Here is a 26,894-nt window from a genome sequence, read left to right on the forward strand (position 1 = left end):
TTGTCAGGATGATGCGTGATCTGATCCTGCCATTCAGCAAAAGCTCGATTTATTCAACAAAGCCAGTATGATCTACTATATCGTTGGTCGAAGCGAAACATCAGATAGCAGGTAGTTTTTGCATGCCATCGCAGCACAGAAACAGGATTATCGGGAGGATGTTATGACGATAGCAGAACAGCTACGGCAGGAAAGCTAGCAAAGAGGCATTCAGCTTGGCGTGCAAAAAGGCCTACAGGAAACCCGCATTCAGATCGCCCGCCGACTTCTCGCTAATGCTGTTGACAGAGATGTCGTAAAGCTTTCCACTGGGCTAAATGATGCGGAGTTAGACAACTTGAAAAGTTAATTTAGTTAAAATAGTAAGGATTAAAAATGACTGCACTTTCTATTTCTCGTACACCTTCATTAAATACGTATTCTGTTTCTGTAAAAGAAAACAGAAAAATGGAATATGGATACAACTTTCCTTCACTTGAAACTTTAAAAAGCGCCGCTCGAAATAACGATGATTTTAGTATTGAATCTTTATTTACATTAGCATGTGAGAAGAGCTCTGCTGGATTAGAAGCTGAATCTTTTCTTTTTGATTTGTATACGGGAAAGGAAGCAGGGCACCCTGACGTAAAGGAACAATTAGGAAAAGACAGTTTAAAGTTATGCGAGATCGTGCAAGGAAGAAATAAAAACAAAACACCAGAAGAGGCATGGTCTATACCTGATAAGATATTAATTATGGCTGGTTTTGAAACTCAAGAAAGATCACAAAAGAGAGAAGAGATTTTAGAAGAAATAAATAAAAATATAAACTTTTGTGCTAGTATTGATAATGGGGATAAGGTGAGCTCATCATTTTTTGACACAAACCGATTAATCACATCAGCAGAGCTCGACTCCACATCTAAATTGTTAAATAATAAAGAAAGTGGTTTTAGATTCCATGATGCGGTAGGCATCCCCGCTATTGCTACTGATGATGAATCTATACCAAAAAATTTATTAACCAATTTGTCAAATATTGACCATAAAGGGAAACAAACATCTTTATCAGGAGATTTTATTCCTCTATTATTTAGAAATCATTGGGTTTTGTTTGGGTTGTCTAAAACTGACTCGGGAGATAAATCAGCTATATTGTTTGATAGTGCAAATTATTTGGATGACAAGGAAATGAAGTTTATACAAAAACTTACGGAATTTCTTAAAGTCAATGAAGTTTTAGTAGTGCAAGAATCACTCCAAGAAAATGCACCTAATGCATGTGGTTTGTTTGTTTCTAACGCAATGAAATCCATATCAAATAACTCAAACAAAAAACCGTATGAGTCTTTGGCTAATTTTGTGAAATCATTTTCAGAGCTTAACAATACCGAACAAATGTTTTTTAACCAAAGAGGCCGAGCTGAGTTATATGGCTATTTATTAGATAATCTATCTGGTTTTGGGCTTTGTTGAATAAATCGAGCTTTTGCTGAATGGCAGGATCAGATCACGCATCATCCTGACAAGGAAGGCAGTCCCGTGGCAAAGAAGAAGTTCCGAATCAGCAAGTGGCGCACTTACAACAAAGTGCTTATCAAGCATCTGTTCACCTCCGGCATAATTTTTGTCGTCGTAGCCTGAGGTGTTGTTTGCACCTGCTGATGGCTTTGTTGAATAATAGGGAATAATGCTGTTATGACACGCCTGTTTTGGATTAAAATGCTGATCGCTCCGGGATGCATCACTACGCTCTGGATTTAACATACTGATTTTACGTCAAGGGAATCCGCAGCCTTTATGGTTATGCAGCATAATATCTATTTATTCAACAAAGCCCCTGCTGATTTCACTGGTGACTTTATGAAGGTAGTCATCGCCTGATGTTGGCAATATTCACGACTGGATTTTTTGTGTCGTGTTTGTGTCGTCACAAAATGCGCATAGAATGCAGGGAACCACACTTAAAAGAACCTCAAACGACACACAACCAAGCGCGAGCGTGGATAATTTTTTTATTTACAGTGCATTACGTTTGGATCTTCGATCTTCTAAGCCGTAGGTCACTGGTTCGAATCCAGTAGGGCGTACCATTTAAAATCAATAGGTTAAGCAAGTTTCAGCCCCACCTGATTTCCCTCTTGTGTCGTATTTGTGCCGTTACCATCTAGAAGTGAGTCTATTTTCTTCGCGTGTTCGGTGAGGTGGTTGGGTGCTAAGTGTGCATAACGGCGAACCATTTCGATAGATTCCCACCCTCCCATTTCCTGCAAAGCAGAAAGTGGAACGCCAGACTGAATCAACCAGCTTGCCCAAGTGTGCCGCAAATCGTGGAAACGGAAATCTTCTATACCTGCACGTTTAAGTCCGACTTTCCATACGCTATTATCGTCACACCGCATTTTACGTGTATTAGTCGCGACTAGATCTGACACTGGACCTTGAAAGGTTGAGAGTTACCGGTTTTGATATGGGTGTCTAATCCTAAAACAAAACGCGAGGTAACTCTCATGCTTCATACTAACAATCCCATTATCAAACACAAAGCCGGCCTGCTCAATCTCGCCGAAGAACTCGGTAACGTATCAAAAGCCTGCAAGAGCATGGGCGTGTCACGCGATACATTTTACCGTTATCAGGAACTGGCTGCTGAGGGCGGCATTGATGCGCTGGTTAACCAGAACCGCTGGGTTCCGGACCTGAAGAACCGCGCCGACGAAACCACTGAACGCACGGTTGTTGATTATGCTATTGAGTTCCCGCCCCATGGGCAGCACCGGACCAGTAATGAGCTGCGTAAAAAAGGCGTGTTTATCTCCGGCAGCGGCGTGCGCTCCATCTGGCAACGACACGACCTGGAGAACTTCCGTAAACGCCTGAAGGCGCTTGAGGAAAAGGTCGCCAGAGAAGGCATTGTCCTTACCGACGCTCAAATCGCAGCCCTGGAGAAGAAGGCGCACGATGATGAGGCCTGCGGTGAAATCGAGACGGCACATCCCGGGTATCTGGGCTCGCAGGACACCTTCTACGTGGGCAATCTGAAGGGGGTGGGCCGTATCTATAGCTAAACGACTTAATTTTGATTACATTATTTAAATGAGCTATTCAATTGATTTTAGACGTAAAGTGATATCTACACGGGAAGAAGAAGGGTTGAGTATCCGAGAAACAGCAAAGCAATTTCGGATTGGCCCTGCCTCTGTATCGTGTTGGATTAATCAAATAGCGTCAAAAGCATCGACCACGCGTCAGCGAAAGAGCGATAAATCCGAGTTGATAAAAGATGTTGAACCATATCCAGATGCTTACCAAAAAGAACGTGCAGAGCGTTTTGGCGTTTGTCAGAAGGCCATTTGGCAAGCTCTTAAAAAGCTGGGATTGACCTATAAAAAAAACGCTACGTCATCCGAAAGCCGACGGAAGCGCCCGGCAAGCATTTCAACAAAAAATACAACAGTATGAAAAAGAAGGTAAGCCTATTGTTTTTATTGATGAAAGTGGTTTTCCACACGATACCCCACGGACTCACGGCTATTCCCCAAAAGGTCAACGGTGTTTTGGCCTGAAGAACGGGGGAGCCAAGGGAAGAACAAATGTTATCGGCGCTTTATTAGGCACAACGCTGTTTGCTATCGGATTATTTGATATCAATATTAACAGCGATGTTTTCTATTCCTGGGTCACACAAGTCCTTATCCCAGTACTCCCTAAAAACAGGGTAATCGTGATGGACAATGCAACTTTTCACAAAAAACATAATATTCAACAAGTCATCATCGATGCAGGGTATATGGTGGAGTATTTGCCTACATATTTCGCCAGATCTTAACCCCATTGCGCATAAATGGGCACAAGCAAAAAAAGAGAGAGTGGTTGCGATACAGAGATTTTGTTCTCAGTCCATATGGTGTAATCAAAATTAAGTCGCTTGGCTATACCAGCAGACGTTCGTGGATACGTACTCGAAAGTGGCGCACTGCAAGCTGTATACAAATAAAACACCGCTCATCGCCGCCGACCTGCTCAATGATCGCGTACTCCCGTTCTACGAGGCTCAGGGACTGCCGGTGCTGAGAATACTGACCGACAGGGGTACGGAGTACTGTGGTAAAGTGGAGCAGCATGATTATCAGCTTTATCTGGCTATCAACGATATCGAGCATACGAAAACGAAGGCGATGTCTCCGCAGACGAACGGCATCTGCGAGCGCTTCCGTAAAACCATTTTGCACGATTTTTATCAGGTTACGTTCCGCAAGAAGTTATATGGAGACTTGGAAAGCCTGCAGGTAGATCTGGACAACTGGTTGTGGCATTACAATACTGAGCGAACTCATCAGGGAAAAATGTGCTGTGGGCGTACGCCGATGGCCACTTTACTCGATGGAAAACGGATTTGGGCAGAAAAGAATCTGAACCAGATGTAATCTGACAGACACTTGTATAAATAATCGGTAACTGTCAGATCAGGTCTGAGCTAGTACAGGTTATCAGAGGGCTAACGGGTAAAATTTTGCAGATTGGCGGTCAGATCGCTTACACTTGGCTTAACACAGGAGGATCCTCTATGGGCCAGGTTGCATTTGATACTCAAGAGTTCGTTGAAACGCTGGAAAACGCCGGGTTGCCGAAAGACCAGGCCAAGGCGATATCTCTTGTTGTGCGAAAATCACACGAGGTAGCAGATCTTGCTACAAAGCGTGATCTCGACGATGTGCGCAAAGACCTGTCCGCTGATATCGCCGAAGTGAAGCGTGAGATAGCCGATGTCCGTAAGGATATTGACGCTCACTTCGAAAAAAACGAAGCTCAGATGCAGGCTCGATTCGAGAAGACCGACGCGCAGATAGCCGATGTGCGTAAGGACCTGTCCGCAGAGATAGCCGATGTGCGTAAGGACCTGTCCGCAGAGATAGCCGATGTGCGTAAGGACCTGTCCGCAGAGATAGCCGATGTGCGTAAGGACCTGTCCGCAGAGATAGCCGATGTGCGTAAGGACCTGTCCGCAGAGATAGCCGATGTTCGTAAGGATATTGGCCAGATAGACAAGCGACTAGATTTTTCCGAAAAGCGATTTGACCGTCTTGAAATTAAATTTGACCGTCTTCAATGGTTCTTACTGGCTGGTATTCTGAGTTTGTTGTTTAAAGATGTACTTCCGAAACTGTGGGGCGGTTAAATATGTCTGCTAGTGATTTGTATTAGTCGCGACTAGATCTGACACTGGACCTTGAAAGGTTGAGAGTTACCGGTTTTGATATGGGTGTCTAATCCTTAAACAAAACGCGAGGTAACTCTCATGCTTCATACTAACAATCCCATTATCAAACACAAAGCCGGCCTGCTCAATCTCGCCGAAGAACTCGGTAACGTATCAAAAGCCTGCAAGAGCATGGGCGTGTCACGCGATACATTTTACCGTTATCAGGAACTGGCTGCTGAAGGCGCCATTGATGCGCTGGTTAACCAGAACCGCCGGGTTCCGAACCTGAAGAACCGCGCCGACGAAGCCACTGAACGCGCGGTTGTTGATTATGCTATTGAGTTCCCGCCCCATGGGCCATAGGTATCTACACATCTTTTGCAATATCTGCTATTACGTTGCTGCATGATCTCAACTTATCCATCGGCGGGATTGATGCCCGCCTTAACCGGCGTTATCAGCGTCTGGTTAACCAACACATGACTCCCCCAGCACCATTGGCGTCAGCCGTTAAAGACCTTGCCTGCGCGCAGAAAACAACATTCGCCACTACTCAGGCCGTTTGGCGTTTGTTTAATAATGAACGTATTAGCTTCAGTCAGCTCAATGAACCGATTATTTCGCTGGCTCTCCGGCAGGTTGCACTTAGCCCGCATCCATACGCTCCCGTCGTTCACGACTGCTCTCATTTACAGTTTCGTACCCACAATGGGAAAGAAGAACGTTTGAAAATGACGCATGGTGGCGACGTCGGTTATGAACTACAAACCCGCCTACTGCTTGATGCTGCAAATGGTTTACCAATAGCGCCTCTGTCTCAAACTCTAACCGATAGGGCGGGTTGTCGTTCAACGCTAACCGAGGGCTTGTCTGAGAGTCTGACTCATATGGATGCTTTGACGGCTGATATCGCCCGCGTTGAGTCTCTTGATACCGGGAAGAAGTTAGTTCATCTCATTGACCGTGAAGGTGACTCTATCGGGCATATGCGCACATTAAGCTCCCAGGGAATATGTTGGCTTATCCGGGGAAAGGAAGGGCATCGGGCCGAGTGGGGCGGTGACACCCGTAAAATTGGTGAAATTGCAGACGATCTGCCATTTATCGCAAACGGACAGGTTGGCTGGAAAGGGAAAAAAGCCAATATGGAGATCGGGGAAACATCCGTGATCATAACGCGAACAGCAAAAGCGAAGCGGAAAGACAAGAACACCGGACGGCGAGTGAAAGTTCAGCCAGGCGTAGCTCTGACACTCAGATTAGTTGTGGTTCGCCTTACCGATACTCACGGTAAATTTATCGGACGCTGGACGCTGCTCACAAACGTTAGCAACGAGCTCACCAGCGCGGAAGTCGCTCGCTGGTATTACTGGCGCTGGGGTATTGAATCCTTTTTTAAGCTGCTGAAAGGTGCCGGTCATGATGTAGAAAAATGGCTTCAGCGCAGTGCTGGTGCCCTGCTACGCAGGTTATTGATAGCTAGCATGGCATGTGTGCTGGTATGGCGGCTGCAACGCGCTGAAGGAGACGACAATGCGGCAGCCCGTCAGTTAATTTGCCGATTATCCGGACGACAACAAAAACGAGGGCGTAAAGAAAGCGCCCCAGCGCTGCTTGCCGGACTATCCATCCAGCTAAATACCTTGACGTTATTAGCAGACTATACCCCGGAAGAACTTGCCCACTTAGCTATGGTGGTTTTTAACCCTTTATGATGTGTAGATACCTATGCGTCTAAGGAAGGGAGTCTGCAAGTCGAAATGGACGGTAACGTATTGATAAAAATGTCGTGTATTCTCGTGCTTTTCCTCCTGTTTTTTGAACGAGAAGGTTATACAATATATTGATATTTATTGGTTTAATGTATTTTAAATCTGCTTTTTACCAGTTGGGGCTCTAAATTGCCGTTGCGGTCGCGTGGTGTGGCGAGTTAGAAATTACCGCTAGGGGCTTTGATGGTTTTCTTGGTGGTACCGTTGCGCCGATTCGCTTCAAGAGACTGCGCCAGATGAGAATCGAGTTTGGCGGTCAGAGCGGCTTCAGTTAACTGTTTGATCAAATGAGTTAAAATATCGTCTTTTCCAGTCAGTTTTTGTCCTGATTGAAGCGCTTTCAGTGCTGTGTGAAAATCGAAGGGTTGGGACATGTGTGTCATTCCTTTTTCTGACTATATTACTGGGATGATACATAATTTCTAACGTTCTCAGCCCTTTTTTGTAAGTGCGCCAGCTGCTGATTCGGAACTTCTTCTTTGCCACGGGACTGCCTTCCTTGTCAGGATGATGCGTGATCTGATCCTGCCATTCAGCAAAAGCTCGATTTATTCAACAAAGCCAGTATGATCTACTATATCGTTGGTCGAAGCGAAACATCAGATAGCAGGTAGTTTTTGCATGCCATCGCAGCACAGAAACAGGATTATCGGGAGGATGTTATGACGATAGCAGAACAGCTACGGCAGGAAAGCTAGCAAAGAGGCATTCAGCTTGGCGTGCAAAAAGGCCTACAGGAAACCCGCATTCAGATCGCCCGCCGACTTCTCGCTAATGCTGTTGACAGAGATGTCGTAAAGCTTTCCACTGGGCTAAATGATGCGGAGTTAGACAACTTGAAAAGTTAATTTAGTTAAAATAGTAAGGATTAAAAATGACTGCACTTTCTATTTCTCGTACACCTTCATTAAATACGTATTCTGTTTCTGTAAAAGAAAACAGAAAAATGGAATATGGATACAACTTTCCTTCACTTGAAACTTTAAAAAGCGCCGCTCGAAATAACGATGATTTTAGTATTGAATCTTTATTTACATTAGCATGTGAGAAGAGCTCTGCTGGATTAGAAGCTGAATCTTTTCTTTTTGATTTGTATACGGGAAAGGAAGCAGGGCACCCTGACGTAAAGGAACAATTAGGAAAAGACAGTTTAAAGTTATGCGAGATCGTGCAAGGAAGAAATAAAAACAAAACACCAGAAGAGGCATGGTCTATACCTGATAAGATATTAATTATGGCTGGTTTTGAAACTCAAGAAAGATCACAAAAGAGAGAAGAGATTTTAGAAGAAATAAATAAAAATATAAACTTTTGTGCTAGTATTGATAATGGGGATAAGGTGAGCTCATCATTTTTTGACACAAACCGATTAATCACATCAGCAGAGCTCGACTCCACATCTAAATTGTTAAATAATAAAGAAAGTGGTTTTAGATTCCATGATGCGGTAGGCATCCCCGCTATTGCTACTGATGATGAATCTATACCAAAAAATTTATTAACCAATTTGTCAAATATTGACCATAAAGGGAAACAAACATCTTTATCAGGAGATTTTATTCCTCTATTATTTAGAAATCATTGGGTTTTGTTTGGGTTGTCTAAAACTGACTCGGGAGATAAATCAGCTATATTGTTTGATAGTGCAAATTATTTGGATGACAAGGAAATGAAGTTTATACAAAAACTTACGGAATTTCTTAAAGTCAATGAAGTTTTAGTAGTGCAAGAATCACTCCAAGAAAATGCACCTAATGCATGTGGTTTGTTTGTTTCTAACGCAATGAAATCCATATCAAATAACTCAAACAAAAAACCGTATGAGTCTTTGGCTAATTTTGTGAAATCATTTTCAGAGCTTAACAATACCGAACAAATGTTTTTTAACCAAAGAGGCCGAGCTGAGTTATATGGCTATTTATTAGATAATCTATCTGGTTTTGTGCTTTGTTGAATAAATAGATTTTATGCTGGAAGCCCAGCGAAACGACGGATCCTCGCAACGTAAAATCATGCAGTTAGGCCTCATGAGAAAAGTGTACACCTGAGATGACAAGCATTTTCTACCAAAACTGGCTTGGCAAAACAGCATGATTACCTATTATTCAACAAAGCCACGCGTCAGCGAAAGATCGATAAATCCGAGTTGATAAAAGATGTTGAACCATATCCAGATGCTTACCAAAAAGAACGTGCAGAGCGTTTTGGCGTTTGTCAGAAGGCCATTTGGCAAGCTCTTAAAAAGCTGGGATTGACCTATAAAAAAAACTCTACGTCATCCGAAAGCCGACGGAAGCGCCCGGCAAGCATTCCAACAAAAAATACAACAGTATGAAAAAGAAGGTAAGCCTATTGTTTTTATTGATGAAAGTGGTTTTCCACACGATACCCCACGGACTCACGGCTATTCCCCAAAAGGTCAACGGTGTTTTGGGCTGAAGAACTGGGGAGCCAAGGGAAGAACAAATGTTATCGGCGCGTTATTAGGCACAACGCTGTTTGCTATCGGATTATTTGATATCAATATTAACAGCGATGTTTTCTATTCCTGGGTCACACAAGTCCTTATCCCAGTACTCCCTAAAAACAGGGTAATCGTGATGGACAATGCAACTTTTCACAAAAAACATAATATTCAACAAGTCATCATCGATGCAGGGTATATGGTGGAGTATTTGCCTACATATTCGCCAGATCTTAACCCCATTGAGCATAAATGGGCACAAGCAAAAAGCAAAAAAAAGAGAGAGTGGTTGCGATACAGAGATTTTGTTCTCAGTCCATATGGTGTAATCAAAATTAACTCGCCTAGCTATACCTATGCGCTCTACGGAAGGCACCGACAACGTGCCGAACCTTTGCCCAGATGTTTTTAGGGTGTGCTGGGCTGAATAAAAATTATAGCCAACACTAGGGCCACCACTGGCTCACCGCACCACCAAAACCATCTATTGGAGGGGAGCATGGCTACTATCATTTACTGTAAATCGGCTTTGTTGAATAAATAGAACTTTTGGGTAATCATCGGAGCAGATCAACACAGTTGTTTCAAAATCAGGTCTCCATGGCAAAACAAAATTTTAAAATCACCAGCTGGTCCTCTTATAACAAGGCCCTCAAGCAGCGCGGTTCTCTAACCGTATGGCTAGATGAATCAGCCATTGCTGCATGGACGGAAAAAAACACTACTGAACGGCGTGGACGACCGCTCCACTACTCAGATATGGCCATCACCACAGTCCTGATGATGAAACGCGTGTTTGGCCTTTCATTGAGGGCCTTACAGGGCTTTGTTGACTCGATTTTTAAACTGATTAAATTGTCGCTGCATTGTCCAGACTATTCGCTGCTCAGCAAGCGAGCAAAGACAGTGAACATCAGCATAAAAACGCCAACCCGTGGTGAAATCTCACATCTGGTCATTGATGGAAGCGGCCTGAAGGTCTTTGGCGAAGGCGAATGGAAAGTCCGGCAGCATGGTGCCGACAGACGCAGGGTATGGCGTAAGCTGCACCTGGCAGTAGACAGTGTGACGCATGAGATTATCTGTGCGGATTTGTCGCTCAGTGGTACGACTGATGCCCAAGCTCTACCGGCGCTGATAAACCAGAGCCACCGGAAAATCAGAGAGGCATCGGCCGACGGCGCTTACGATACAGTTTACTGCTATGATGCTCTGCTGAGGAAGAAAATAAGGTCGCTTATCCCGCCACGAAGGGGGGCGCAATATTGGCAAGCTCGCTACCACGAGCGTAACCACGCTGTTGCAAATCAGCGCATTAGCGGTAGTAACGCTATCTGGAAAAAGAAAGTGGGCTATCACCGGCGCTCAGTGGCTGAAACGGCCATGTTCCGGTTCAAAAGGCTTCTGGGTGGTCATCTAAGTCTGAGAGACTACGATGGTCAGGTGGGTGAAGCCATGGCCATGGTCAAAGCGCTTAACCTGATCACGCTATTAGGAATGCCGAACAGTATTCGCATCACGTAACAATCGACCCGTATGGGGCGCAGTCGTTACAAGTTCTGATTTATTCAACAAAGCCTATACTAGCCGTAAATACCGTCAGGCGCTGTGGCGCTGCCGGATAACGCAAAGTATGAGCAGACGGGGTAACTGCTGGGATAATGCCCCTATGGAGCGGTTCTTCCTAAGCCTGAAGACCGAATGGGTGTCGACGAAGGGCTACAACAGCTTCAGCGAGGCCCAGAGCGCGATTATCCGCTACATCACGGATTATTACAGCGCCATCCGGCCTCACTGGTATAACGCCGGTCTGACGCCAAACGAATCTGAGCGACTGTACTACTTACAGTCTAATGCGGTGGCCAGTATTAGTTGACCACTACAAACACTGTCAGCAAATCTGAGTCACAATCCATGTTTTCTTGGAATATTGTAGTCAGCTGAGATAGCAAGATTTCTTGGAGTATCGTACTCAGTTGAGGTAGCAAGCTTTATTGGAGTATCGTAGTCAGTTGAGATAGCAAAATTTCTTGGAGTATCGTAGTCAATTGAGATAGCAAGATTTCTTGGAGTATCGTAGTCAGTTGAGGTAGCCCGTTTTACGGAAAATGCAGATCTTTCGGATTGTTTGCGTGCTGGGATAGTATCCGAATCGGACGAGGTTGTACTGACTTGATCTTTTAATCGCTGCAAACGCCATTGCTCAAACTCTTCAAATGGAACGAAATCAGTATCATCGTCATCTAAAGCACTAATGGGGGCGGTTAACGCTGTCTGGGTATCAGATACTCCGGAAGAGACACTCTCATTCCTGAACGTAAAATCATCAAAGTGAACTTTTTTATTCGCTTCCCCCATTAAACCCATGGTTTCTTTGTTCTGAGTATAGGATTGTTTGCGTGCTGGGATAGTATCCGAATCGGACGAGGTTGTACTGACTTGATCTTTTAATCGCTGCAAACGCCATTGCTCAAACTCTTCAAATGGAACGAAATCAGTATCATCGTCATCTAAAGCACTAATGGGGGCGGTTAACGCTGTCTGGGTATCAGATACTCTGGAAGAGACACTCTCATTCCTGAACGTAAAATTATCAAAGTGAACTTTTTTATTCGCTTCCCCCATTAAACCCATGGTTTCTTTGTTCTGAGTATATTCTTTAGCACTCATTCTTAATTTAGGATCGAAACACGAAGCTCGCGGCTTAATTTCTGAGATTTTAACCTTCGTACTGGTTGTGACATACCCGCCGGAGGACTGGATACTTTGAGTTGAGCGCTTTGAGGTGAATAAGCTCTTAACATATGAATAAGTGCTTAATAGTGGGGTGTGTAGGCATGAATTGATATTTAAAGGCATGTAGCTTCCTGATAATACTGGCTGTAAATGAAGGGGAAACAATAGCAAGAAGTAGAGTTCATCATATAAGTGTTTAACCCCTAAAAAGACAATAGGATGTAAGTGCGAAAATTGTTTGATACTGATTGGAAAAGTAGTTGATTACCGAAATTCCGTGTGCCACTACATTGTGACGAGCCAACCGAGGGTAATTTCTTCTGCAAAGAATGTCGAGAAGATTGGGAAAAGCGAAAATATTTTGATAGCCAACGGAGAATTGAATGATGCAACTTAATAAACCTCATATCACGACCTTCAATCACCCTAATTTAGGTGAGATGGTCGCTGTCACCAACGGCAGAAATAATATTAATGATTCACGTTATTTGATGAGCATTGACATCCTCCCTTGTGATGACAATGAGACAAGAGTATATAAGTCAACTATTTTCTATCTGACGGAAGAAAATAAGTGGCTCAAAAAGCAGATGAAAAAATTAACGGGTATCTATGACTGAAACACTTTCAGCATTCCCATCATCGTGCTTATTGCTGTAATTAACATAACAGTGACAACAATAGATAATATCACACTACCGATTTATACCCACACCGATATTCTTCGTCATCATTAATACATCAATATAAATAAAGGAAAGCCACGATGGAATTTGTTATCGCGGGCGCACCCATCGTGCGTCCTGAAATTAAACTTGACCCGATTCGGTCAATCGAACATCACTGCTCAAATATCGTCACGTGCCAGAGCTTCAAAAACAAAAGCTGGCTGAAAAGGTTATTCGAGCAGCTTATTGCAACGGTTAATGGCTTTGTTGAATAAATCAGAACTTGTAACGACTGCGCCCCATACGGGTCGATTGTTACGTGATGCGAATACTGTTCGGCATTCCTAATAGCGTGATCAGGTTAAGCGCTTTGACCATGGCCATGGCTTCACCCACCTGACCATCGTAGTCTCTCAGACTTAGATGACCACCCAGAAGCCTTTTGAACCGGAACATGGCCGTTTCAGCCACTGAGCGCCGGTGATAGCCCACTTTCTTTTTCCAGATAGCGTTACTACCGCTAATGCGCTGATTTGCAACAGCGTGGTTACGCTCGTGGTAGCGATCTTGCCAATATTGCGCCCCCCTTCGTGGCGGGATAAGCGGCCTTATTTTCTTCCTCAGCAGAGCATCATAGCAGTAAACTGTATCCTAAGCGCCGTCAGCCGATGCCTCTCTGATTTTCCGGTGGGTCTGGTTTATCAGCGCCGGTAGAGCTTGGGCATCAGTCGTACCACTGAGCGACAAATCCGCACAGATAATCTCATGCGTCACACTGTCTACTGCCAGGTGCAGCTTACGCCATACCCTGCGTCTGTCGGCACCATGCTGCCGGACTTTCCATTCGCCTTCGCCAAAGACCTTCAGGCCGGTTCCATCAATGACCAGATGTGAGATTTCACCACGGGTTGGCGTTTTTATGCTGATGTTCACTGTCTTTGCTCGCTTGCTGAGCAGCGAATAGTCTGGACAATGGAGCGACAATTTAATCAGTTTAAAAATCGAGTCACCAAAGCCCTGTAAAGCCCTCAATGAAAGGCCAAACACGCGTTTCATCATCAGGACTGTGGTGATGGTCATATCTGAGTAGTGGAGCGGTCGTCCACGCCGTTCAGTAGTGTTTTTTTCCGTCCATGCAGCAATGGCTGATTCATCTAGCCATACGGTTAGAGAACAGCGCTGCTTGAGGGCCTTGTTATAAGAGGGCCAGCTGGTGATTTTAAAATTTTGTTTTGCCATGGAGACCTGATTTTGAAACAACTGTGTTGATCTGCTCCGATGATTACCCAAAAGTTCTATTTATTCAACAAAGCCACGGTTAATCAGAAAGGAAATCCGGAGGTGTTCAAATGATTTACAGCGGCATTCAGAAAACGCCAGATTTAAGCCGGTTAGCCAGATTGAATTATCTCACTGAAGCGCTCGGCTTTGTTGAATAATAGTGAGTCATGCTGTTTTTCTAGCCAGTTTTGGTAGAAAATGCTTGTCACCTCAGGTTTACAGTTTTCTTATGAGGCCTAACTGCATGATTTTGCGTTTCGAGGATCTGTTGTTTCACCGGGGGTGCAGCATAAAATATGTTTATTCAACAAAGCCGAAGCGCTCTACTGGCGCAAGGCGGGCAACCGTAAATACAAAAGGTCTGCGCTTGAGTTTACTCACCGGGAGCGACTTAACGAGCGCTATTTCCTCGATAAAGACATGCCATTCTGAGGTGAGCAATGGAATTATCACAATTAGATGCGCCGTTCCAGGTTGATGATATCGAATGGTGCGTTCAGCGATGCGGAATGGCTTTGTTGAATAAATAGAACTTTTGGGTAATCATCGGAGCAGATCAACACAGTTGTTTCAAAATCAGGTCTCCATGGCAAAACAAAATTTTAAAATCACCAGCTGGCCCTCTTATAACAAGGCCCTCAAGCAGCGCTGTTCTCTAACCGTATGGCTAGATGAATCAGCCATTGCTGCATGGACGGAAAAAAACACTACTGAACGGCGTGGACGACCGCTCCACTACTCAGATATGACCATCACCACAGTCCTGATGATGAAACGCGTGTTTGGCCTTTCATTGAGGGCTTTACAGGGCTTTGGTGACTCGATTTTTAAACTGATTAAATTGTCGCTCCATTGTCCAGACTATTCGCTGCTCAGCAAGCGAGCAAAGACAGTGAACATCAGCATAAAAACGCCAACCCGTGGTGAAATCTCACATCTGGTCATTGATGGAACCGGCCTGAAGGTCTTTGGCGAAGGCGAATGGAAAGTCCGGCAGCATGGTGCCGACAGACGCAGGGTATGGCGTAAGCTGCACCTGGCAGTAGACAGTGTGACGCATGAGATTATCTGTGCGGATTTGTCGCTCAGTGGTATGACTGATGCCCAAGCTCTACCGGCGCTGATAAACCAGACCCACCGGAAAATCAGAGAGGCATCGGCTGACGGCGCTTAGGATACAGTTTACTGCTATGATGCTCTGCTGAGGAAGAAAATAAGGCCGCTTATCCCGCCACGAAGGGGGGCGCAATATTGGCAAGATCGCTACCACGAGCGTAACCCCGCTGTTGCAAATCAGCGCATTAGCGGTAGTAACGCTATCTGGAAAAAGAAAGTGGGCTATCACCGGCGCTCAGTGGCTGAAACGGCCATGTTCCGGTTCAAAAGGCTTCTGGGTGGTCATCTAAGTCTGAGAGACTACGATGGTCAGGTGGGTGAAGCCATGGCCATGGTCATGGTCAAAACGCTTAACCTGATCACGCTATTAGGAATGCCGAACAGTATTCGCATCACGTAACAATCGACCCGTATGGGGCGCAGTCGTTACAAGTTCTGATTTATTCAACAAAGCCATGCGGAATATCAAACAACAACCCTTGGGCAATGGTTCTTGTCTATGTATAGCCAACCGACTTAAAAATGATTACAGCCAATGCCCTGATATGTGGAAAAAAATACAGCTAATTATTATCAAAATAATGTCGCTTGGCTATAACTCGGGCCATCATGAAACGACTGGACGACGTTTGTGGAAAAGAGAATTGGAAAAATGAATTCTCTCCCGGACCTGATGGCGGCGTTATGTGTGGCATATTCATTCGTATTCGTGATGAGTGGGTAACGAAGTGGGACGGCGCAGATAAAACACAGGTGGAGGCGGTTAAGGGTGGCATGTCTGGCTCAATGAAGCGAGCAGCTTTTCAGTGGGGGATCGGTCGATATCTCTACTCACTGGAAGAGAATTTTGCCATCTGCTCGACTGAGAAAAAACAGGGATGGAACAAGGCGTCATTCAAGGACACAGATAACAAATGGCTTTGTTGAATAATAGGGAATAATGCTGTTATGTGTACTAGCTCAGACCTGATCTGACAGTTACCGATTATTTATACAGGTGTCTGTCAGATTACATCTGGTTCAGATTCTTTTCTGCCCTGATCCGTTTTCCATCGAGTAAAGTGGCCATCGGCGTACGCCCGCAGCACATTTTTCCCTGATGAGTTCGCTCATTATTGTAATGCCACAACCAGTTGTCCAGATCTACCTGCAGGCTTTCCAGGTCTCCATATAACTTCTTGCCGAACGTAACCTGATAAAAATCCTGCAAAATGGTTTTATGGAAGCGCTCGCAGATGCCGTTCGTCTGCGGAGACATCGCCTTCGTTTTCGTATGCTCGATATCGTTGATAGCCAGATAAAGCTGATAATCATGCTGCTCCACTTTACCACAGTACTCCGTACCCCTGTCGGTCAGTATTCTCAGCACCGGCAGTCCCTGAGCCTCGTAGAACGGGAGTACGCGATCATTGAGCAGGTCGGCGGCGGTGAGCGGTGTTTTATTCGTATACAGCTTGCAGTGCGCCACTTTCGAGTACGTATCCACGAACGTCTGCTGGTAGATACGGCCCACCCCCTTCAGATTGCCCACGTAGAAGGTGTCCTGCGAGCCCAGATACCCGGGATGTGCCGTCTCGATTTCACCGCAGGCCTCATCATCGTGCGCCTTCTTCTCCAAGGCTGCGATTTGAGCGGCGGTAAGGACAATGCCTTCTCTGGCGACCTTTTCCTCAAGCGCCTTCAGGCGTTTACGGAAGTTCTACAGGTCGTGTCGTTGCCAGATGGAGCGCACGCCGCTGCCGGAGATAAATACGCCTTTTTTACGCAGCTCATTACTGGTCCGGTGCTGCCCATGGGGCGGGAACTCAATAGCATAATCAACAACAGCGCGTTCAGTGGCTTCGTCGGCGCGGTTCTTCAGGTTCGGAACCCGGCGGTTCTGGTTAACCAGCGCATCAATGGCGCCTTCAGCAGCCAGTTCCTGATAACGGTAAAATGTATCGCGTGACACGCCCATGCTCTTGCAGGCTTTTGATACGTTACCGAGTTCTTCGGCGAGATTGAGCAGGCCGGCTTTGTGTTTGATAATGGGATTGTTAGTATGAAGCATGAGAGTTACCTCGCGTTTTGTTTAAGGATTAGACACCCATATCAAAACCGGTAACTCTCAACCTTTCAAGGTCCAGTGTCAGATCTAGTCGCGACTAATACACATTAGCACAAGCAGGTACGCTGCGCCGCAACCTGTTTTCTCATCCTGTGATAATGCGCATGGCGCACAAATACCAAGCGACGCCGGCACAAATTATGCTGGCTTGGGTATTGCGACAACCCGGCGTGATTGCCATTCCGAAAGCGAGTTCGGTGGCCCATGTTGAAGAAAACGCCCGCGCGCTCACGTTGGAATTGGATAGTGGTGATATATAGCCAACCGACTTAAAAATGATTACAGCTAATGCCCTGATATGTGGTAAAAAAATACAGCTAATTGTTATCAAAATAATGTCGCTTGGCTATAGTGGTGATATTGCTGCGCTGGATGTCGCTTTTCCTGCACCGACCAGTAAGCAGTCGTTGGATGTTGTGTAGCGAGATAGGGCAGTGAAACATTACGTGTTAGCGCCGCCTGCGAGCGGCGATTTCGGATCTATCGAAGCAAACCCGTTTTGCTGATCAACGTGTTACGCTAATCACCGTGGTCAAACGCGCTGGTGCGGAGGGGGTGGCAACAAACGGTTGAGTCACACGAGCCGTTTCCATGCAGACAAAGGTTTTATAACCGTCATCCGGCATGTCGGCGATGGTTTTAGACAGTTCCGCCGCAGGGTTCTAGGCAACCGCATCGCTGTGGTGCGTGTGGTGCACGTCAATAGTGCGTTTCAGCGTTGGGTCCACGATGCTGCTCACTGCTTGCGGATACGTATAGATGTGATCGGTGCGCTCAGTTAACGTCAGATCGCCACCTTGCGTCGTCAACTTGCCTTGATTGACCTTATCGATATAGCCAACCGACTTAAAAATGATTACAGCCAATGCCCTGATATGTGGCAAAAAAATACAGCTAATTGTTATCAAAATAATGTCGCTTGGCTATAAAGGTATCGCCCAAACCGCTGACGCGGATATGGTCAATGTCAGCAATCTAGAAGTAGGTGTGCAGGGCGCTGGTGATGCTGTAATCACCCTGCGCTTCTAACTCGATCGTGCAGGTTTTACCCAGCTTGTAGCGCGCAGTCAGCGTAAAAGCGTGCGGCCAGCTTGCCAACGTCTCCGGCGTATCACGCAGGGTGAAAGTCAACTCAACGCCGTTGGCATCTTCACGGTGCGCGGTGAATTCCCACGGCAGTAAACGGGCAAAACCGTGGTTAGGTTCCGCAAACGGGCCAAACCATGGGAAGCAGATCGGCACGCCACCGCGAATGGCGACGCTTTCTGCGAACGGCGTGTTGTCGCTCAACCACAGCAGTGGGACTTCACCTTGCGGCTGCCAATGCAGCAGATGGGCGCCTTGCAGCGTGACGGCTGCGCGTACCTGCGGATGATCAACGACAATGACCGGTAGTTGGTCTACCTAGCGTTGACTGAGCGTGGATGAAATTTCAGATTTGATGGGAAGTGAAAAAATTTTATCGTTCATGATGTTATAGACAAGCGACATTATTTTGATAACAGCCAGCTATGCTTTTTTGCCGCATATCAGGGCATCTGTTGTAATCATTTTTAAGTCGGTTGGCTATACCTTGTTTTATTTGTATTTCGTGTTGCATCATGGCGGAACTCAGCTAATAAAAAGGGCGACATCATGTCGCCCCTTGCATCGCTTATCGCACCGTCGCCTTATTTGGAGATGTGGGCGATCAGGTCCAGTACTTTGTTGGAGTAGCCAGTTTCGTTGTCATACCAGGAAACCAGTTTCACAAAGTTGTCGTTCAGTGCGATACCGGCTTTGGCATCGAACACAGACGTCAGAATTTCGCCGTTGAAATCGGTGGAAACCACGTCATCTTCAACGTAGCCCAGAACGCCTTTCAACTCGCCTTCAGAAGCGGCTTTGATAGCTTTCCTGATTTCTTCGTAAGTTGCTGCTTTTTCCAGACGAACAGTCAGGTCAACCACAGAAACGTTCGGGGTCGGAACGCGGAACGCCATACCGGTCAGTTTGCAGTTCAGTTCCGGCAGAACTTTACCTACAGCCTTGGCTGCACCCGTAGAGGACGGGATGATGTTCTGGGATGCGCCGCGGCCGCCGCGCCAGTCTTTATGAGACGGGCCATCAACGGTTTTCTGGGTAGCAGTAGTGGCGTGAACAGTGGTCATCAGACCTTCGATAATGCCGAAGTTGTCGTTGATTACTTTTGCCAGCGGTGCCAAGCAGTTAGTGGTGCAAGATGCGTTGGAAACGATATCTTGTCCGGCATATTTGTCAAAGTTTGCACCACGAACGAACATCGGAGTGTTGTCTTTGGACGGGCCAGTCAGAACCACTTTTTTCGCGCCAGCGGTGATGTGCTTACGTGCAGTTTCGTCAGTCAGGAAGATACCGGTTGCTTCTGCAACCACGTCAACACCAACTTCGTCCCACTTCAGGTTAGCCGGATCTCTTTCTGCGGTAACGCGGATTTTTTTGCCGTTAACAATCAGCTGACCGTCTTTCACTTCAACGGTGCCGTCAAAACGGCCGTGAGTTGAGTCGTATTTCAGCATGTAAGCCATGTAGTCAGCGTCCAACAGGTCGTTGATTGCAACGATCTCAATGTCAGAACGTTTCTGAGCAGCACGGAAAACAATGCGGCCGATGCGGCCAAAACCGTTGATACCTACTTTGATAGTCATATATTCCACCAGCTATGGTTAGTGAATAAAGGTTGAAGATTGGTTGTAAAATTACAAAAACCTTGCTGAGCGTCAAGCGGAATCGTGTCAATAGTTGCGGCAAGTCAAATCTGATGCGCAACAGTTGCACGAAAAAGCGCCGTAATGAAACTTAGGAACATCTTTCCCTTAAATGGGAGCGTTTGCACCAATATAAAGCCCGCAGGCCCGATAAATGTGATGGATATGACAATTACTGGAGCCTTGGTCGGTTACTCCATATTTTAGTCGGAAAAAAAACGTTATGAGGATGTTAATTCTTGTTAAACTAGGTCATGCCAAACAAAAATGATGACGAGACAATCATGGATAAGCAAGCTTCAACGTCTGCAACGGCAGGCAAGGGAACGTTGACGGAGATGCAACAGTACGTGACGCAGCAACGCGGCACTGAGCCTGCCTATTCAGGCAAACTGTTGCATAATAAACGCACCGGGGTATATCACTGCCTGTGCTGCCAAAGCGCGCTGTTTTACTCCGACAACAAATATGACTCTGGATGCGGCTGGCCCAGCTTTGATCGGCCCGTGGCGAAGGGGGCAATCCGTTATCTGGAAGATTTTTCGCATAATATGCACCGTATCGAAATTCGCTGCGGTAAATGCGATGCCCATTTGGGGCATGTGTTCCCCGATGGTCCGCAAACCACCGGCGAGCGTTACTGTGTTAACTCGGCCTCGTTGAGCTTTATCGATGGCACCGACGGTGAAAAAGTGGATGGCTGACGGTTAAGGATAGTAGCTGTAGCTAAAACGTTTCAGCTTGCTGGGTTTTGTGAAAAATAGCAATAACAGGGTGGCAATAACGATGCTCGACAAACAGCTTGATGAAGTTGTGACGGCGCTGACGCCGGATATCTACCAACGCCTGGCAACCGCCGTGGAGCTGGGAAAATGGCCTGATGGCGTACCGTTGACGCTGGAGCAAAAAGAAAATTGCCTGCAAATGGTGATGTTATGGCAATCACGCCACAACGTTGATGCGGAACACATGACCATTAATACCGACGGTGAGTTGGTGATGAAAAGTAAGCAAGAGCTGAAGCAGGCGTTTGCCATCGACAAGCTGATTCAGCGAGAACGTCAGTAACCGAGGTCCCTGAATGCACAGGGACTCGGCGTTATGCGGGGTGGTGTGCTAATGCCGCGATAACGTCTGCCAAGCTAATACGGCGTGCTCCGTGAGCCACCATGTCGGCCAGCGCTGCTTCGCTATCATCTGGTTGGAGATTCACCCCGCAACAGCCCTCTTCAACGATCTGCACGTCATACCCGAGTTCCAACGCATCTAGCACGGTAAATTTTACGCAGTAGTCCGTTGCCAGCCCCATGATGGTCAAACGCGTGATGCCACGTTGGCGTAACAGGTTATCCAGTGCGGTGGCGGCACGTTTGCCGTTGTCGAAAAAAGCGCTGTAACTGTCAATGTCATGCTGAGTGCCTTTCTGTATCACCGCATCAAACGCCTCATGATGAAGGCGCGGGTGAAACTCCGCACCTCGCGTGCCCTGTACGCAGTGTACTGGCCACCATGTTTGCGCTAATCCTGCTAGTTCACCACGCTCTCCCACGACAGCACCAGGGTTATTGTCGGCGAAGCTCAAATGATTGGCCGGATGCCAGTCCTGGCTGGCGATGATGAATATCCCGGCTTTCTGTGCTGCCGCTATCGCTACATTGGCAACATCGATGGTGACATCACCCTGTGCGACAGGCAGTGCGCCGTTCGGACAAAAATCATTCTGCAAATCAACCAACAGCAGGGCATGGTTTATGGCGGTATGGTTCATGGCAGCTCGCTCCAGCATCCGGGTTATGCGTCTTGGGTCAATTCGCCGCGCAGGTCTTGTTGCATTAACTGCCGAATGGTATCAGGGGTTAAATCAGGTTGGCTCAGCAGATAATGCAGTTTAGTCAGCGCGGCTTCCACTGTCATATCAAAACCACTGATCACGCCAGCCTGCGCCAGCGCATTTCCAGTGGCGTAGCCCTCCATATTCACCCGTCCGGAAATGCACTGAGTGAGGTTAACCACAACAATACCGCGCCCCGATGCTTGACGCAATTCGTCCAGTAGCGCTGGGCTTTGCGGGGCGTTACCTACACCATAAGAACGCAATATCAGCGCCTTGACCGGCTGGCGCAGGAAGTTACGCACTACGTCCGCTGAAATCCCTGGATAGACGGTAATCACGCCGATCGGTTGTGGGGTAATAGGATGTACGATCAGCGGTGCGCTTGGGAGTTCCGACTGCGCTGACACCAAGCGGCGTATGTGAATACCGGCCTCCAGCAGCATCGGGAAGTTGGGGGAAGCGAACGCATCAAAACCGTCAGCATGGGCTTTCGTGGTGCGGTTACCGCGCAGTAACTTGTTATTGAAAAACAGGCTGACTTCATTCACTGGGTGATTAGCCGCGACATAAAGCGCATTGAGCAGGTTGGTTTGCCCATCAGAACGCAATTCGGCCAACGGAATTTGTGACCCTGTCACAATTAGTGGTTTTGCCAAATTCTCCATAATGAAGGAGAGAGCAGATGCCGTGAAGGCCATGGTATCGGTGCCGTGCAGAATCACGAAGCCGTCATACTCATCATAATGCTGTTGAATATCCTCAGCGATAGCCTGCCAATCGGCAGGGCTCATGTCGGAGGAGTCAATCAGCGGGTCATATTCATGGATGGTAAAATCAGGCATCTCTTGGCGATGAAACTCCGGCATGTTGGCCAGCTGTTGTTGCAGGTGACCTGAAACCGGAATGTAACCATTGGCGGAACGTTGCATACCTATGGTACCGCCGGTATACGCGACATAAATGGATTTCTTTTGCATGCTGTTCTTATTAAAAAGATGAAAAACAGCCCGACATAAGCCGGGCTGAAGGAAAATCCTGAGTGACGATGTTTATTTCACTTCACCGCAGGCCATGCAAAGGACATAGCGATGTTGCGGATCGTTAAATGTATTGAGCAACGCAGGTTGTGCTTGCACCACCTCAGCCAACTGCGCTACCGGAGCAGGTAACATGGCCTGAAGTCGGGCCGGTAACCAAGCATGAGCGGCGGCGTTGACGCGGTTTAGCATCATATCCAGCAGGCTTGGCTGCTCTTCAAACCAGTTGAGCTGGTATTGGCCCAGCTTGGCCAGTTCAGCGGCTTTTTTGACCGCGTCGTCAAAGTCACCCAGTTGATCGACCAACCCGTTGGTCTTGGCATCGTCACCGGTCCATACGTGCCCTTGGGCGATTTTATCAATCTCTTCCGGGCTTTTCTTACGTGATTGCGCGACCAGTTCGAGGAAGTTTTTATAACCCCGCTCGATGCTGATTTGCATCATCTGCGCAAACTCGGGCGGCAGCGTTTTGGTGATGCTGAGATCCGCTAATGGCGAGGTTGCCACACCATCGGTATGTACGCCGATAGCGCCAAGGGTATTTTCAAACGTGGTGATCACGCCAAATATCCCAATCGAACCCGTCAGGGTGCTCGGACTGGCGATGATGGCGTTCGCTGGTGTGGAAATCCAGTATCCTCCGGACGCGGCCATACCGCCCATGGATACCACGATCGGTTTGCCAGCCAGACGTACGGCCATCAACTCAGAGCGAATCTTCTCTGAAGCGGTTACACTGCCTCCGGGGCTATTAACGCGCAGCACTATAGCCTTGATTTTAGGATCCAGTCTAGCCTGACGAATTTGAGCCGCCGTGGTATCACCACCGACTAACCCAGGGGTTTCTGGACCATCAACAATAGCGCCGCTGGCAAAGATCACCGCAATTTCTGCGCCGCTTTGATTGTTCGGTTTTTCGGTGTAGTCGTAAATGCTGGTGTAGTTGAAGCTCTGATTTTTGGTGTCCCTGCCGAAGGTTTTTACCAGCTTCTGTTCGATGACTGAACGTGATGCCACTTCGTCCACCAGTTTGTTTTCCAGCGCATAGCGTGCCGGATCGCCTTGCACAGCCTGAAGGCCAGCAATAATCGCGCTGGCACCGGGGAACAGCTGTTGCGGTGTAATTTGGCGGTTTGCTGCAACCGTATTCAGGTAGTTTTGCCACAATCCACCGACCCAGCGCATATCGGCTTCGCGCGCTTCGGGGGACATATCGTCACGCAGGAAAGGCTCTACCGCAGATTTGTAGGTACCGACGCGGAATACGTGACTGGTTACATCCAGCTTTTCCAGCAGCGATTTGTAATAGAGGCCATTGGCGGCGAAACCGCGCAGATCGACGTTACCCTGCGGGGTGAGTGAAATACTGGTCGCGAAACTGGCCAGATAGTATTGCGTTTGGCTGTAACTGTCGCCGATCGCAAAAATGGGCTTGCCGCTGTCGCGGAATTCACGCAATGCCTTGCCGATATATTGCAGAGAGGGTTGGTCGGCACCGACGAAATCACTCAGATCAAGCACCATACCGGTGATATTGCTGTCGGTTTTAGCCTGACGAATAGTGTTAACAATATCAAACAGCGAATTTTCCTGACGGCGGTTGCTGGAAGCACCAAAAAATTCTCTGCCCAGCTGACGCAGTTTATTATTGACCGTCGGCTTATCGACGACAACGCCAGTGATATCAACGAGCAGTGCGCCCTGAGGCGTTTGGGTCGGTGCATTTTTAAACTGCGCATAAATACCGATACCCCCCAGAATCAACACAATCAGAAACAGGTTAAGAATAAACTCGCGGGTGAAATTGAGCAGACGCCAAGTCCACTTGAAGAGTCCGCTAAAGATTCGCCACAGTGTGCGCATGTTATCTCCAAAAACGCCAAACATAATACCTGCTCGCTGTTCCTTTTGATGGCAAAGCGAGCAGTAAAGGGTTGCCCCGCGACATTCACGCTAATAAGAGCAAACTTACTCTCTATCCTAATGAGCGTATAGGAAAATGCCAACTTCATTAGTCCCCTTCGTTGATAAAAATGTGTCTATTTTGTAAAGAAAAGCGATTGCTTGTGAGGTGACTTTTTTCATGCGACCTAGGCTGTGTCCCTTAATTGCCTAACCGGCGGTAAAACAAGTGGATGCAGCCCAGTTTCACCATTGCTAGATAGTTTCTTGCTATTTTTTCATAACGTGTGGCGATCCGTCGATATAGCCAAGCGACTTAACTTTGATTACACCATATGGACTGAGAACAAAATCTCTGTATCACAACCACTCTCTCTTTTTTTTGCTTTTTGCTTGTGCCCATTTATGCTCAATGGGGTTAAGATCTGGCGAATATGTAGGGAGTTATTGGCTTTGTTGAATAAACATATTTTATGCTACACCCCCGGTGAAACGACAGATCCTCGCAACGCAAAATCATGCAGTTAGGCCTCATAAGAAAACTGTAAACCTGAGGTGGAAAGCATTTTCTACCAAAACTTGCTGGAAAAACAGCATGACTCACTATTATTCAACAAAGCCGGAGTTATTAGCAAATCAGGTGTATGGCGATCAGGCTACGTTCCGCTCTGATGCTTCGTGAATCTGTTCTCCATCCTTAAATTGGACGTTGCTTACAACCAAGGTCAGCAGGTCAAATCCTCTTAGTCGGTTCCAGCTTTTCTGAGCTGACTGGAGCAGCTTAAATATAGCTAAACGACTTAATTTTGATTACATTATTTAAATGAGCTATTCAATTGATTTTAGACGTAAAGTGATATCTACACGGGAAGAAGAAGGGTTGAGTATCCGAGAAACAGCGAAGCAATTTCGGATTGGCCCTGCCTCTGTATCGCGTTGGATTAATCAAATAGCGTCAAAAGCATCGACCACGCGTCAGCGAAAGAGCGATAAATCCGAGTTGATAAAAGATGTTGAACCATATCCAGATGCTTACCAAAAAGAACGTGCAGAGCGTTTTGGCGTTTGTCAGAAGGCCATTTGGCAAGCTCTTAAAAAGCTGGGATTGACCTATAAAAAAAACTCTACGTCATCCGAAAGCCGACGGAAGCGCCCGGGAAGCATTTCAACAAAAAATACAACAGTATGAAAAAGAAGGTAAGCCTATTGTTTTTATTGATGAAAGTGGTTTTCCACACGATACCCCACGGACTCACGGCTATTCCCCAAAAGGTCAACGGTGTTTTGGCCTGAAGAACGGGGGAGCCAAGGGAAGAACAAATGTTATCGGCGCGTTATTAGGCACAACGCTGTTTGCTATCGGATTATTTGATATCAATATTAACAGCGATGTTTTCTATTCCTGGGTCACACAAGTCCTTATCCCAGTACTCCCTAAAAACAGGGTAATCGTGATGGACAATGCAACTTTTCACAAAAAACATAATATTCAACAAGTCATCATCAATGCAGGGTATATAGTGGAGTATTTGCCTACATATTCGCCAGATCTTAACCCCATTGAGCATAAATGGGCACAAGCAAAAAGCAAAAAAAAGAGAGAGTGGTTGCGATACAGAGATTTTGTTCTCAGTCCATATGGTGTAATCAAAATTAAGTCGCTTGGCTATATGTGCTCAAGGAGGAGCAACCCTGCCTGTCCAACCTGCCGCAGCCGAAAACAGAAGTGGGTAAAACCTGTTGGAACGACCTACGTGTCTGCAAAAAAATGATGTATGAGATTGATACTGCACACTTAAAGCAACTGTGCGAAGATTACATTGATTCAGCGTGCAGCAGCTGGGAAACGCGTGCCTCTGCGGAAAAGCAGGGTCAGTCGTTGTTCGCAGTCGTGACGGGCATCCCGGCGGCACCGGCGCAGGAATATACCGATACGATGGCAGTGCTATGCCGCCGCGGTGTCTCGGCCAAACTGTGCACCGAAGCTGCCAAAGCGCAGTGGCGTAGTGGACAATATAGCCAAGCGACATTATTTTGATAACAATTAGCTGTATTTTTTTGCCACATAT

At 46.7% G+C, this 26,894-nt stretch carries 26 protein-coding genes and 15 pseudogenes; 26 read left to right on the forward strand and 15 right to left on the reverse strand.

What is annotated here, in order from left to right:
* Positions 1–375: 375 nt before the first annotated feature.
* Positions 376–1,455, forward strand: a complete 1,080-nt coding sequence (locus ACD630_RS14405) for a hypothetical protein (protein ID WP_430359460.1) — start codon at positions 376–378, stop codon at positions 1,453–1,455.
* Here the strand turns inward: ACD630_RS14405 and ACD630_RS14410 are convergent.
* Both ACD630_RS14410 and ACD630_RS14415 read right to left on the reverse strand, forming a co-directional pair.
* Complete coding sequence (locus tag ACD630_RS14410) at positions 1,432–1,746, reverse strand: hypothetical protein (protein ID WP_430359461.1); 315 nt, start codon at positions 1,744–1,746, stop codon at positions 1,432–1,434. The two genes, ACD630_RS14405 and ACD630_RS14410, sit on opposite strands and share 24 nt — an antisense overlap.
* Positions 1,747–2,087: 341 nt before the next feature.
* Positions 2,088–2,393, reverse strand: a pseudogene (locus tag ACD630_RS14415) (site-specific integrase); the annotation flags it as partial.
* A 96-nt stretch (positions 2,394–2,489) separates the two neighbouring features.
* Between ACD630_RS14415 and ACD630_RS14420 the strand changes: the two are divergent.
* The 8 genes and pseudogenes from ACD630_RS14420 to ACD630_RS14455 all read left to right on the forward strand — a co-directional run.
* Positions 2,490–3,041, forward strand: a pseudogene (locus ACD630_RS14420) (helix-turn-helix domain-containing protein); the annotation flags it as partial.
* A gap of 34 nt (positions 3,042–3,075) precedes the next feature.
* Positions 3,076–3,441, forward strand: a complete 366-nt coding sequence (locus tag ACD630_RS14425; protein WP_430359462.1) for an IS630 transposase-related protein — start codon at positions 3,076–3,078, stop codon at positions 3,439–3,441.
* A 25-nt stretch (positions 3,442–3,466) separates the two neighbouring features.
* Positions 3,467–3,808 carry a transposase gene (locus tag ACD630_RS14430; protein ID WP_430360053.1) on the forward strand — a complete coding sequence of 114 codons (342 nt, stop codon included), beginning with the start codon at positions 3,467–3,469 and terminating at the stop codon, positions 3,806–3,808.
* Positions 3,759–3,902 carry a hypothetical protein gene (locus ACD630_RS14435; RefSeq protein WP_430359463.1) on the forward strand — a complete coding sequence of 48 codons (144 nt, stop codon included), beginning with the start codon at positions 3,759–3,761 and terminating at the stop codon, positions 3,900–3,902. Before ACD630_RS14430 ends, ACD630_RS14435 begins: the two co-directional genes overlap by 50 nt.
* Positions 3,903–4,406: pseudogene (locus ACD630_RS14440) on the forward strand (integrase core domain-containing protein); the annotation flags it as partial.
* A gap of 140 nt (positions 4,407–4,546) precedes the next feature.
* Positions 4,547–5,158, forward strand: a complete 612-nt coding sequence (locus ACD630_RS14445) for a coiled-coil domain-containing protein (protein WP_430359464.1) — start codon at positions 4,547–4,549, stop codon at positions 5,156–5,158.
* A 120-nt stretch (positions 5,159–5,278) separates the two neighbouring features.
* A pseudogene (locus ACD630_RS14450) lies at positions 5,279–5,539 on the forward strand (helix-turn-helix domain-containing protein); the annotation flags it as partial.
* 41 nt (positions 5,540–5,580) lie between these two features.
* On the forward strand, positions 5,581–6,897 hold the full coding sequence (locus tag ACD630_RS14455; protein WP_430359465.1) for a transposase: 1,317 nt from the start codon (positions 5,581–5,583) through the stop codon (positions 6,895–6,897).
* A gap of 218 nt (positions 6,898–7,115) precedes the next feature.
* Here the strand turns inward: ACD630_RS14455 and ACD630_RS14460 are convergent.
* Positions 7,116–7,328: pseudogene (locus ACD630_RS14460) on the reverse strand (IS256 family transposase); the annotation flags it as partial.
* Between the two features lie 500 nt (positions 7,329–7,828).
* Between ACD630_RS14460 and ACD630_RS14465 the strand changes: the two are divergent.
* The 5 genes and pseudogenes from ACD630_RS14465 to ACD630_RS14485 form a co-directional block, all read left to right on the forward strand.
* Entirely contained in the window at positions 7,829–8,908 is a 1,080-nt protein-coding gene (locus ACD630_RS14465; protein WP_430359466.1) for a hypothetical protein, read from the forward strand.
* Positions 8,909–9,031: 123 nt separating this feature from the next.
* A complete protein-coding gene (locus ACD630_RS14470) occupies positions 9,032–9,289 on the forward strand; it encodes an IS630 transposase-related protein (RefSeq protein ID WP_430359467.1) in 258 nt (85 codons plus the stop codon).
* A complete protein-coding gene (locus tag ACD630_RS14475; protein ID WP_430360054.1) occupies positions 9,213–9,830 on the forward strand; it encodes an IS630 family transposase in 618 nt (205 codons plus the stop codon). Before ACD630_RS14470 ends, ACD630_RS14475 begins: the two co-directional genes overlap by 77 nt.
* Positions 9,831–10,018: 188 nt before the next feature.
* On the forward strand, positions 10,019–10,942 hold the full coding sequence (locus ACD630_RS14480) for an IS5 family transposase (RefSeq protein ID WP_430359468.1): 924 nt from the start codon (positions 10,019–10,021) through the stop codon (positions 10,940–10,942).
* A gap of 55 nt (positions 10,943–10,997) precedes the next feature.
* Positions 10,998–11,294 (forward strand): annotated as a pseudogene (locus ACD630_RS14485) (integrase core domain-containing protein); the annotation flags it as partial.
* Between the two features lie 29 nt (positions 11,295–11,323).
* Here the strand turns inward: ACD630_RS14485 and ACD630_RS14490 are convergent.
* Positions 11,324–12,088, reverse strand: coding sequence for a hypothetical protein (locus ACD630_RS14490; protein WP_430359469.1), 765 nt, complete (start codon positions 12,086–12,088; stop codon positions 11,324–11,326).
* Positions 12,089–12,537: 449 nt separating this feature from the next.
* On the opposite strand from ACD630_RS14490, the gene ACD630_RS14495 reads away from it, so the two are divergent.
* Together ACD630_RS14495 and ACD630_RS14500 are read left to right on the forward strand one after the other, a co-directional pair.
* A complete protein-coding gene (locus ACD630_RS14495) occupies positions 12,538–12,774 on the forward strand; it encodes a hypothetical protein (RefSeq protein ID WP_430359470.1) in 237 nt (78 codons plus the stop codon).
* A 146-nt stretch (positions 12,775–12,920) separates the two neighbouring features.
* A complete protein-coding gene (locus ACD630_RS14500) occupies positions 12,921–13,097 on the forward strand; it encodes a hypothetical protein (RefSeq protein WP_430359471.1) in 177 nt (58 codons plus the stop codon).
* Between the two features lie 40 nt (positions 13,098–13,137).
* Here ACD630_RS14500 and ACD630_RS14505 read toward each other — a convergent pair.
* Positions 13,138–14,061: pseudogene (locus tag ACD630_RS14505) on the reverse strand (IS5 family transposase).
* A 628-nt stretch (positions 14,062–14,689) separates the two neighbouring features.
* On the opposite strand from ACD630_RS14505, the pseudogene ACD630_RS14510 reads away from it, so the two are divergent.
* From ACD630_RS14510 to ACD630_RS14520, 3 genes and pseudogenes are all read left to right on the forward strand, one after another.
* Positions 14,690–15,619: pseudogene (locus ACD630_RS14510) on the forward strand (IS5 family transposase).
* Positions 15,620–15,674: 55 nt separating this feature from the next.
* Complete coding sequence (locus ACD630_RS14515) at positions 15,675–15,875, forward strand: hypothetical protein (protein ID WP_430359472.1); 201 nt, start codon at positions 15,675–15,677, stop codon at positions 15,873–15,875.
* Positions 15,820–16,140 (forward strand): annotated as a pseudogene (locus tag ACD630_RS14520) (Rad52/Rad22 family DNA repair protein); the annotation flags it as partial. The gene ACD630_RS14515 and the pseudogene ACD630_RS14520, both read left to right, overlap by 56 nt.
* Positions 16,141–16,228: 88 nt before the next feature.
* Here ACD630_RS14520 and ACD630_RS14525 read toward each other — a convergent pair.
* Positions 16,229–17,269 (reverse strand): annotated as a pseudogene (locus ACD630_RS14525) (IS481 family transposase).
* A 104-nt stretch (positions 17,270–17,373) separates the two neighbouring features.
* On the opposite strand from ACD630_RS14525, the pseudogene ACD630_RS14530 reads away from it, so the two are divergent.
* A pseudogene (locus ACD630_RS14530) lies at positions 17,374–17,586 on the forward strand (aldo/keto reductase); the annotation flags it as partial.
* Between the two features lie 15 nt (positions 17,587–17,601).
* On the forward strand, positions 17,602–17,748 hold the full coding sequence (locus ACD630_RS14535) for a hypothetical protein (protein WP_430359473.1): 147 nt from the start codon (positions 17,602–17,604) through the stop codon (positions 17,746–17,748).
* Positions 17,749–17,832: 84 nt separating this feature from the next.
* Here the strand turns inward: ACD630_RS14535 and ACD630_RS14540 are convergent.
* The 3 genes and pseudogenes from ACD630_RS14540 to gapA form a co-directional block, all read right to left on the reverse strand.
* A pseudogene (locus ACD630_RS14540) lies at positions 17,833–18,796 on the reverse strand (D-hexose-6-phosphate mutarotase).
* Between the two features lie 4 nt (positions 18,797–18,800).
* The gene (locus ACD630_RS14545; RefSeq protein ID WP_430359474.1) at positions 18,801–18,929 is read right to left on the reverse strand and encodes a hypothetical protein; all 129 of its coding nucleotides are present in this window, start codon (positions 18,927–18,929) and stop codon (positions 18,801–18,803) included.
* Between the two features lie 67 nt (positions 18,930–18,996).
* A complete protein-coding gene (gapA, locus tag ACD630_RS14550) occupies positions 18,997–19,992 on the reverse strand; it encodes a glyceraldehyde-3-phosphate dehydrogenase (protein WP_430359475.1) in 996 nt (331 codons plus the stop codon).
* Between the two features lie 344 nt (positions 19,993–20,336).
* On the opposite strand from gapA, the gene msrB reads away from it, so the two are divergent.
* Positions 20,337–20,756, forward strand: a complete 420-nt coding sequence (gene msrB / locus ACD630_RS14555) for a peptide-methionine (R)-S-oxide reductase MsrB (protein WP_430359476.1) — start codon at positions 20,337–20,339, stop codon at positions 20,754–20,756.
* A gap of 82 nt (positions 20,757–20,838) precedes the next feature.
* Positions 20,839–21,120, forward strand: coding sequence for a YeaC family protein (locus tag ACD630_RS14560; protein ID WP_430359477.1), 282 nt, complete (start codon positions 20,839–20,841; stop codon positions 21,118–21,120).
* Between the two features lie 31 nt (positions 21,121–21,151).
* On the opposite strand, the gene pncA is transcribed toward ACD630_RS14560, so the two are convergent.
* The 6 genes and pseudogenes from pncA to ACD630_RS14590 all read right to left on the reverse strand — a co-directional run.
* Positions 21,152–21,805 (reverse strand): bifunctional nicotinamidase/pyrazinamidase, encoded by a 654-nt coding sequence (pncA, locus tag ACD630_RS14565; protein ID WP_430360055.1) that lies wholly within the window; start codon positions 21,803–21,805, stop codon positions 21,152–21,154.
* A 38-nt stretch (positions 21,806–21,843) separates the two neighbouring features.
* Positions 21,844–22,863 (reverse strand): asparaginase, encoded by a 1,020-nt coding sequence (ansA, locus tag ACD630_RS14570; RefSeq protein ID WP_430359478.1) that lies wholly within the window; start codon positions 22,861–22,863, stop codon positions 21,844–21,846.
* 72 nt (positions 22,864–22,935) lie between these two features.
* Positions 22,936–24,786 carry a signal peptide peptidase SppA gene (gene sppA / locus ACD630_RS14575; RefSeq protein WP_430360056.1) on the reverse strand — a complete coding sequence of 617 codons (1,851 nt, stop codon included), beginning with the start codon at positions 24,784–24,786 and terminating at the stop codon, positions 22,936–22,938.
* Positions 24,787–25,027: 241 nt separating this feature from the next.
* Positions 25,028–25,129 (reverse strand): annotated as a pseudogene (locus ACD630_RS14580) (IS5/IS1182 family transposase); the annotation flags it as partial.
* 56 nt (positions 25,130–25,185) lie between these two features.
* Positions 25,186–25,263: pseudogene (locus ACD630_RS14585) on the reverse strand (hypothetical protein); the annotation flags it as partial.
* A gap of 213 nt (positions 25,264–25,476) precedes the next feature.
* Positions 25,477–25,614, reverse strand: a pseudogene (locus ACD630_RS14590) (IS256 family transposase); the annotation flags it as partial.
* 34 nt (positions 25,615–25,648) lie between these two features.
* Between ACD630_RS14590 and ACD630_RS14595 the strand changes: the two are divergent.
* From ACD630_RS14595 to ACD630_RS14605, 3 genes are read left to right on the forward strand one after another with little or no spacing between them, the layout of a single operon-like run.
* Complete coding sequence (locus ACD630_RS14595; RefSeq protein ID WP_430359479.1) at positions 25,649–26,014, forward strand: IS630 transposase-related protein; 366 nt, start codon at positions 25,649–25,651, stop codon at positions 26,012–26,014.
* Positions 25,938–26,597 (forward strand): IS630 family transposase, encoded by a 660-nt coding sequence (locus ACD630_RS14600; protein ID WP_430360057.1) that lies wholly within the window; start codon positions 25,938–25,940, stop codon positions 26,595–26,597. Before ACD630_RS14595 ends, ACD630_RS14600 begins: the two co-directional genes overlap by 77 nt.
* Positions 26,594–26,863: a hypothetical protein gene (locus tag ACD630_RS14605; protein WP_430359480.1), complete on the forward strand. Its 270-nt coding sequence runs from the start codon at positions 26,594–26,596 to the stop codon at positions 26,861–26,863. The genes ACD630_RS14600 and ACD630_RS14605 overlap by 4 nt, the downstream gene beginning before the upstream one ends.
* The last annotated feature ends 31 nt before the right edge of the window (positions 26,864–26,894 follow it).

Source organism: Symbiopectobacterium sp. RP (genome assembly GCF_050472005.1).
Classification (GTDB): domain Bacteria; phylum Pseudomonadota; class Gammaproteobacteria; order Enterobacterales; family Enterobacteriaceae; genus Symbiopectobacterium.

Coding starts and splice junctions, on each gene's coding strand:
- ACD630_RS14425 (WP_430359462.1), top strand. CDS start 3,076: ATGAGCTATTCAATTGATTTTAGACGTAAAGTGATATCTACACGGGAA.
- ACD630_RS14545 (WP_430359474.1), bottom strand. CDS start 18,929: ATGATGCAACACGAAATACAAATAAAACAAGGTATAGCCAACCGACTT.
- ACD630_RS14500 (WP_430359471.1), top strand. CDS start 12,921: ATGGAATTTGTTATCGCGGGCGCACCCATCGTGCGTCCTGAAATTAAA.
- ACD630_RS14495 (WP_430359470.1), top strand. CDS start 12,538: ATGATGCAACTTAATAAACCTCATATCACGACCTTCAATCACCCTAAT.
- ACD630_RS14560 (WP_430359477.1), top strand. CDS start 20,839: ATGCTCGACAAACAGCTTGATGAAGTTGTGACGGCGCTGACGCCGGAT.
- ACD630_RS14605 (WP_430359480.1), top strand. CDS start 26,594: ATGATGTATGAGATTGATACTGCACACTTAAAGCAACTGTGCGAAGAT.
- ACD630_RS14480 (WP_430359468.1), top strand. CDS start 10,019: ATGGCAAAACAAAATTTTAAAATCACCAGCTGGTCCTCTTATAACAAG.
- sppA (WP_430360056.1), bottom strand. CDS start 24,786: ATGCGCACACTGTGGCGAATCTTTAGCGGACTCTTCAAGTGGACTTGG.
- ACD630_RS14595 (WP_430359479.1), top strand. CDS start 25,649: ATGAGCTATTCAATTGATTTTAGACGTAAAGTGATATCTACACGGGAA.
- ACD630_RS14490 (WP_430359469.1), bottom strand. CDS start 12,088: ATGAGTGCTAAAGAATATACTCAGAACAAAGAAACCATGGGTTTAATG.
- ACD630_RS14515 (WP_430359472.1), top strand. CDS start 15,675: ATGCGGAATATCAAACAACAACCCTTGGGCAATGGTTCTTGTCTATGT.
- gapA (WP_430359475.1), bottom strand. CDS start 19,992: ATGACTATCAAAGTAGGTATCAACGGTTTTGGCCGCATCGGCCGCATT.
- ACD630_RS14410 (WP_430359461.1), bottom strand. CDS start 1,746: ATGTTAAATCCAGAGCGTAGTGATGCATCCCGGAGCGATCAGCATTTT.
- ACD630_RS14405 (WP_430359460.1), top strand. CDS start 376: ATGACTGCACTTTCTATTTCTCGTACACCTTCATTAAATACGTATTCT.
- ACD630_RS14535 (WP_430359473.1), top strand. CDS start 17,602: ATGATTACAGCTAATGCCCTGATATGTGGTAAAAAAATACAGCTAATT.
- msrB (WP_430359476.1), top strand. CDS start 20,337: ATGGATAAGCAAGCTTCAACGTCTGCAACGGCAGGCAAGGGAACGTTG.
- ansA (WP_430359478.1), bottom strand. CDS start 22,863: ATGCAAAAGAAATCCATTTATGTCGCGTATACCGGCGGTACCATAGGT.
- ACD630_RS14445 (WP_430359464.1), top strand. CDS start 4,547: ATGGGCCAGGTTGCATTTGATACTCAAGAGTTCGTTGAAACGCTGGAA.
- ACD630_RS14465 (WP_430359466.1), top strand. CDS start 7,829: ATGACTGCACTTTCTATTTCTCGTACACCTTCATTAAATACGTATTCT.
- ACD630_RS14435 (WP_430359463.1), top strand. CDS start 3,759: ATGCAGGGTATATGGTGGAGTATTTGCCTACATATTTCGCCAGATCTT.